The organism is Corallococcus sp. AB030 (genome assembly GCF_003668965.1).
Taxonomy (GTDB): domain Bacteria; phylum Myxococcota; class Myxococcia; order Myxococcales; family Myxococcaceae; genus Corallococcus; species Corallococcus exiguus.
Window position 1 is genome coordinate 22,005 of the sequence record NZ_RAWQ01000148.1, and the last position, 6,000, is coordinate 28,004.

Genomic DNA, 6,000 nt, shown 5'->3' on the forward strand with positions numbered 1-6,000 from the left:
CGTCGGCGGGTGCCTGCATTCCCTGGTATAGACGCGCCCCATGGCGAAAGGCGGACAGACGCCCCCGGAGCCCGGAGGCGGCCCCCAGGCTCCCGGCACCCTCCCAGGCTCTGAAGACGTGCGCGCCGCCTGGGCCCGCAAGGACGCGGGTGACGTGGCCGGCGCTCGGCGGGACGCACAGCGCATCCTCGCGGGCAGCCCTTCTCCGGAAGACCGCGAACGCGCGGAAGACCTGCTGCGCGCCACGGAGACGCCCCGCGCCCTCTACGGTTACGCGCTCCTGGGCGCCGTCATCCTGGCGGTGCTGCTGGGGCTCGCCTTGACCCGCTATTCCTGACGGCCACAGTCGCTAGGATGTCTCGCCATGGAAGGTTTCCTCCAGGCGCTCAAGTCGTACCAGACCTTCAACCCCTCCGGCTGGGTGGGCATCTACCGGCTCCTGCCCATGTGGGTGGGCGTCGTGGTCGCGCTCGTGGGGCTGGTGTTGCTGCTCGCGGGCGGCGGCAAGCTGTTCCGCGCCGTGGCGGGCCCGGTGGGCGCGGTGCTGGGACTGGTGTGGACGGGCGCCGTCACCCAGCGGCTGAACCTGGTCGACCTGGATCCCCGCATGCCCACCCTGGTGGCCGCGGCGCTGATGGCGCTGGGCTTCCTCTTCCCGCCCGCCGTCACCTTCGTGGGCGTGGGCGTGCCGCTGGGGCTCCTGGCGGGCCAGATTGCCGGCCCCAGCGACTTCCTGCTCGGCTTCGGGCCGGGCTTCATCATTGGCGGTCTGGTGGGCGCCTTCCTCCACCGGCAGGTGAGCGGCATCGTCGCATCGGTGGTGGGCGCGTGGCTTTTGGTGATTGGCGCGCTCGCGGCGCTGCACCAGTTCGGCGGCGTGGTGGAGGCGGTGGCCAGCCGCCCCTGGGGCGTCATCATCGCCGCGCTCCTCTTCGCCCTGGCGGGCAGCGTCTACCAGCTCGCCGTGCGCCCCTCGCCCGAGGAGTCGGATCAACAGAAGGCGGAGAAGCAGAAGCAGAAGCAGCGCCTGGCGGAGCAGCAGGCGCTCGAGAAGCGCTGGGGGGTCAAGTAGCCCCTGTCCCGGCAATCCTTTACGCCGGAGGGGCCGGGGCGTAGATTCCGCCGGCTTTCCCCCTCCCCTTCCTCGAGCATCGATGGGCCAGGCCAGCCGCAAGGACAAGGACACGCAGAAGCAGGAAGGGTCGCCCCCGGCGGCCTCCGTCCCGTCTTCCCCGGACGCCGCCCAGCCCGCCGTGCCCCATGAGGGGTGGCGCAAGCCCGCCGGCATGAGCCGCAAGGGGTGGGCCATCCTCGCTGGCGCGGTCGCCTTCATCCAGCTCCCGCTCATCCACTACGCGCTCATCCGGGGCCAGGCGGACGTCACCGCGACGGTGCCCTACCAGCAGTCGTTCAACGACCCCGCTGTCGTCGCGCGCGACTTCTTCTCCACCGGCGCCTACTGGCGCGTGACGAACGGGGAGCTGCTGGGCCCCGCGCCCAAGAACAACCCGCTGTGGCTCCAGGCCGCGCTGCCGGACGACGTGGCGGTGGAGTTCGACGTGCGCCCGGAGTACCCCGACGGCGACATCCGCGTGGAGCTGTTCGGCAACGGCCGCGACCCGGCCTCCGGCTACGTGCTGGTGCAGGGCGGGTGGAACAACAGCCTGTCCGTCATCGCCCGGAAGGACATCAACGCCCCCGCGCTGGACGCGCTCCAGCGCAAGGCCGCGCGCGTCGCGGAGAAGGGCGGCGGCCAGGGCGCGGACCTCGTCGCCACCGGCGTCTTCAAGAAGGACACCCGGGTGCGCGTGGAGTCCCGCGTGGGCGCCCCCATCCAGTCCGGCCGCACATACCACTGGCGCATCGAGCGGCGCGGCAACGTGCTCAAGTGGGCCATTGACGGCCAGCTCGTGGGCGAGCTGGACGACCCGTTCCCGCTGAAGGGCAAGGGGCAGGACCGGCTGGGCCTGTCCGGCTGGGAGTCGCAGCTGTTCTTCGACAACCTGCGCATCGGCACGCCGGACTCCATGCCCGCCACCATGGTGGCGAAGCAGGAGCCCACCCTGCCCCCGGGCCCCTCCGAGGACGACTTCAACCGCGACACCCTGGGCGACGCGTGGAACGTCACCAACCCCTCCGCCACGAAGATCGAGGACGGGGCGCTCGTGGTGCAGGCCCTGGGCAACCGCCCGGTGTGGCTGAAGAAGCCCCTCCCGGAGAACGCAGTCATCGAGTTCGACGCCTGGGGTGACAGCCCGGAAGGCGACATGAAGGTCGAGGCGTGGGGCGACGGCCGCTCCTTCTACGCGGGCGACCCGCGCCTGCAGTACACCGCCACCGGCTACGTCTTCATCTACGGCGGCTGGCGCAACACCCAGTCCATCATCGCGCGCCAGCACGAGCACACCCACGACCGCGCCGTGCGCGACGGCGCCGCGGTGGTGCCCGGCCAGCGCTACCACTTCAAAATCACCCGGCGGGACGGACTCCTGTCGTGGGAAGTGGACGGCAAGCCCTTCCTGACCCTCCAGGACGCGTCCCCGCTCTACGGCCCCCGGAACCAGTACTTCGGGTTCTCCGGCTGGCAGACGCGCGTCCACTTCGACAACCTCAAGATCCAGCCGCTTTAGCCTTCCCCCGGGCGGCGGAGGAAACACCCGTGCGCAGAGTCGGAATCTTCGGCTGGGGCGTGGTCGCCCCGCGTTCCCCCAACATCGAGGCCTTCGCGAAGAACCTCGAGTCGTCCGAGACCTGGCTGACCCCCTTCAACGGCTTCGGTCCGGACAACTTCCTCGTCGGCACGCCCACGTTCAACCTGGCGGACTACAAGCCGTGGATCGACGCGCGCTTCCCCGCCAACCGCTTCTCCCAGCTGGAGCGGAAGATGGGGCAGCCCACGCAGTACGCCATCGGCGCCTTCATCCAGTCGCTGTCGCAGAACCCGGGCATCGAGAAGGAGCTCCAGGAGCTGGGCACGAAGGCCCACGTCTACGTGGGCACCGGCCTGGGCGACCTGCCCACCATCCAGAACATCTCCCTGGACCTCTACCGCGCCCAGCGCCGGTGGGACCGCTTCTGGGCCAGCCCCGAGCGCAACGGCGCCGTTCGCCAGTGGCGTGAGACGCGCGAGCCGCTGCCCGGCCTGCCTCCGGAGCCCTCCACCATCGAAGAGGTGGAGCGCGACAAGGCGGAGGACGACTGGTGGCACTTCTGGGCCGGCCGCTCGCCGGAGCTGCGCGAGTACCTGGAGGAGCTGCGCGAGATTGAAGCCATTGGCGTGCCCGACGAGGGCGACGTGGAGTCCGCCAAGCTGGCCGTCATCAAGGAGAAGCGCACGCGCAACGGGCGCCTGCAGAAGAAGTGGAGCGCGCCCGAGCCGCCGTGGAACGCCGTGTCCTCCAACGTGCTGTGGAACATCCACAACACGCCCGCGTCCCAGGTCTCCATGCTGGGGCAGATCACCGGCATGACGTTCGCGCCGGTGGCCGCGTGCTCGTCCTTCGGCTACGGCCTGAAGCTGGCCATGAACTCCATCCGCCTGGGTGAAGCCAAGGCCGTGGTGCTGGGCATGACGGACGCGGCGCCCAACCCGCTGGTGGTGGGCGGCTTCTACAACGCGCGCGTCATCTCCGCGGACGCCGCCGTGTCCAAGCCCCTCACCGCGCTGCGCGGCACGCACATCGCCGGAGGCGCGGTGGTGTGGGTGGTGGGCGACTACGAGCACTTCACCCAGAAGGGCTTCAAGGCGCTGGGCCTGGAGCCCGTCGCCGTGGGCGTCACCGCGGACGCGGACCACATCATCACCCCGTCCAAGGAAGGCCCCACCCTGGCCATCCGCGAGGCGCTGGGCGCCGCCGGCTGTCAGCCGCAGGACGTGGGCAGCTGGGACCTGCACGCCACCGCCACCCCGGGCGACTTCCTGGAGGTGCAGACCCTGCGCGACGTGCTGCCGGAGTCCGTGCTGATTACCGCGCGCAAGGGCACCTTCGGCCACGGCATGTCCGCGGGCGGCGGCTGGGAGCTCACCGCGCAGTACCTGGGCGCGGAGGCCGGCAAGGTGTACCCCACGCCGCTGGCCGCGCCGGAGCTCAACAAGCAGATCGCCAAGGTGCACGGCCGCTTCGTCTTCAATCAGGGAGAGGCGGCGCCCGAGGGGTGCTCGGGCAAGCTGTCCATGGGCGTGGGCGGCATCAACGCCTGCGTCATCTCCCGGCCCTGGAAGTAGGCCGGGGGGGCGTAGCGGTTCCGCGAAGGGCCTACGGGTACTTCGCGGACGCTTCGGCCTCCAGGGCCGTGGCTCCCTTCGGGTTGAGCTTGCGGAAGAACTCCAGCTCCAGGTCCAGGTCGCGGTAGCTGGCCTTCTGCTCCGGGGCCAGGCCGCTGGTGCTTCGGCCCACGCCGTTGGGGTCCGCCAGGCCGCCGGTGGCCGGGTTGCCGGTGCCCTTGTCGGTGGCATAGCTGACGCCCACGGACTGCTGCACGCGGTCGGAGCGCAGCGCGCGCAGCACGGCCCGGCCATCCGCCAGGGTGACCCCTTCGATGAGGTAGCGCGTGGAGGACGTGGGCCCCAACGTGCCGCCGCCGGAGTCCAGCCACTCCGTCTCCAGCACGAACTGGTTGGGCAGTTCGCGCCACGAATAGCCGCGCTCGTCCATGATGGCCTTCACCTCCGGCCACAGCTGCGCGAGCGGCTGCTCGTAAGCCACGGTGGCCGCGCGGTCGCGGACGTAGTTGTCGCGCTGGTGGCCGGCACAACCGGTGACGATGACGACGGACGCGGTCAGGACCGCGCGAAGCAGGTGGCGCATGGGGACGACCTCCCGGACGGGAAGCAGTGGGGTGAAGGCCGCCATCCTAGCGCGGCCCCTTCGCGCCCCGTGCCCCCACCCTTCCCCACTGCGTCAGCCCTTGGGTACCGCCACCATGTCGAAGTCCGGGATGCGTTCGCGCATGAACTCACGCATCCGGTTGATGAGGGCCGCCTCAATCTGCCGGGCGCGCTCGCGGCTGACGCCGTACTTGTCGCCAATGTCCTGGAGCGTGAGCGGCTCGTCCGCGGTGAGGCGGTGCTCGAAGATGTAGCGCTCCTTGCCCTCCAGCGTCTGGGCGAAGGCGGCCAGGTTCTCCCGGAAGAGGGCCTTGAGCTGCTCGCTGCCCAGGCGCTCGTCGGCGGGCACCGCGCTGGACGGCAGGTAGCGGTCCGCCCGGGTGGAGCCCGAGTCCCCGTCGTTGCCCAGCGGCGCGTCGATGGACACCTCGTCGTGCCCCAGCCGCTGGTCCATCTCCACCACGTCCTGCTCGGTGACGTTGAGGCGCTCCGCCAACAGGCGCGGGCTGGCCTCGAAGCCCTGGGAGATGAGCTTCTCCTGCTCCTGGCGCAGCTTGAAGAAGAGCTTCCGCTGGGCCTCGGTGGTCCCCAGCTTCACCATCTTCCAGTTGTCCATGATGTAGCGGAGGATGTACGCGCGGATCCACCAGGCGGCGTAGGAGCTGAGCTTCACGCCCCGGTCCGGGTCGTACTTCTTCACTGCCTGCATCAGCCCGATGTTGCCCTCCTGCACCAGGTCCAGCAGGGACAGGGGGTTGCGGTGGTACTCGTGGGCCAGTTTCACCACGAGTCTCAGGTTGGAGGCCACCAGGCGGTAGGCCGCCCGCACGTTCCCCGAGGCCTGGTACTCCTTGGCCAGCTGGTGCTCCTCCTCCCGGGTGAGCAGGGGGTGCTTCGTCACCTCGGCCATGTAGGCCTGGAGCGGGTCCCGGTTGGTGAGGGCGCTGCTGCTCTCCGCGCGCACCAGGGCCGCGGGCCGGGCGGCGCGGGCGGGAGCCGGGGACTCCTCGATTTCCGCCTCCGCTTCGTTCAATTCCGTCAGGTCCGGCTCCAGGGCGTCCGGGTCCTGGACGGTCTCCTCGACTTCTTCGTCCAGAGCTTGCGGGTTTTCCGGAGTTGTCTGCCGGGCGGTCCCCGGGCGGGCGGAGGCCGCGGGGCGCTTCGCGCGGGGC

The 6,000-nt window shown here is 70.6% G+C and carries 6 protein-coding genes; 4 read left to right on the forward strand and 2 right to left on the reverse strand.

Annotated features, from left to right (window positions below; genetic code table 11):
* Nucleotides 1–40 precede the first annotated feature (40 nt).
* From D7Y15_RS29540 to D7Y15_RS29555, 4 genes are all read left to right on the forward strand, one after another.
* Entirely contained in the window at nt 41–337 is a 297-nt protein-coding gene (locus D7Y15_RS29540) for a molecular chaperone DnaJ (protein WP_120596237.1), read from the forward strand.
* 27 nt (nt 338–364) lie between these two features.
* Nucleotides 365–1,072, forward strand: coding sequence for a hypothetical protein (locus tag D7Y15_RS29545; protein ID WP_121754642.1), 708 nt, complete (start codon nt 365–367; stop codon nt 1,070–1,072).
* Nucleotides 1,073–1,154: 82 nt separating this feature from the next.
* Nucleotides 1,155–2,630 carry a hypothetical protein gene (locus D7Y15_RS29550; protein WP_121754643.1) on the forward strand — a complete coding sequence of 492 codons (1,476 nt, stop codon included), beginning with the start codon at nt 1,155–1,157 and terminating at the stop codon, nt 2,628–2,630.
* Nucleotides 2,631–2,659: 29 nt separating this feature from the next.
* Nucleotides 2,660–4,225: a beta-ketoacyl synthase N-terminal-like domain-containing protein gene (locus D7Y15_RS29555; RefSeq protein WP_121754644.1), complete on the forward strand. Its 1,566-nt coding sequence runs from the start codon at nt 2,660–2,662 to the stop codon at nt 4,223–4,225.
* Between the two features lie 31 nt (nt 4,226–4,256).
* Here D7Y15_RS29555 and D7Y15_RS29560 read toward each other — a convergent pair whose 3' ends face one another.
* The gene (locus D7Y15_RS29560; RefSeq protein ID WP_121781133.1) at nt 4,257–4,808 is read right to left on the reverse strand and encodes a hypothetical protein; all 552 of its coding nucleotides are present in this window, start codon (nt 4,806–4,808) and stop codon (nt 4,257–4,259) included.
* A 93-nt stretch (nt 4,809–4,901) separates the two neighbouring features.
* On the reverse strand, nt 4,902–5,924 hold the full coding sequence (locus tag D7Y15_RS29565) for an RNA polymerase sigma factor RpoD/SigA (RefSeq protein WP_121754645.1): 1,023 nt from the start codon (nt 5,922–5,924) through the stop codon (nt 4,902–4,904).
* Nucleotides 5,925–6,000 lie beyond the last annotated feature (76 nt).

What these genes read in the sequence shown, in the direction of transcription:
- D7Y15_RS29540 (WP_120596237.1), top strand. Translation starts at nt 41, where the DNA reads ATGGCGAAAGGCGGACAGACGCCCCCGGAGCCCGGAGGCGGCCCCCAG.
- D7Y15_RS29545 (WP_121754642.1), top strand. Translation starts at nt 365, where the DNA reads ATGGAAGGTTTCCTCCAGGCGCTCAAGTCGTACCAGACCTTCAACCCC.
- D7Y15_RS29550 (WP_121754643.1), top strand. Translation starts at nt 1,155, where the DNA reads ATGGGCCAGGCCAGCCGCAAGGACAAGGACACGCAGAAGCAGGAAGGG.
- D7Y15_RS29560 (WP_121781133.1), bottom strand. Translation starts at nt 4,808, where the DNA reads ATGCGCCACCTGCTTCGCGCGGTCCTGACCGCGTCCGTCGTCATCGTC.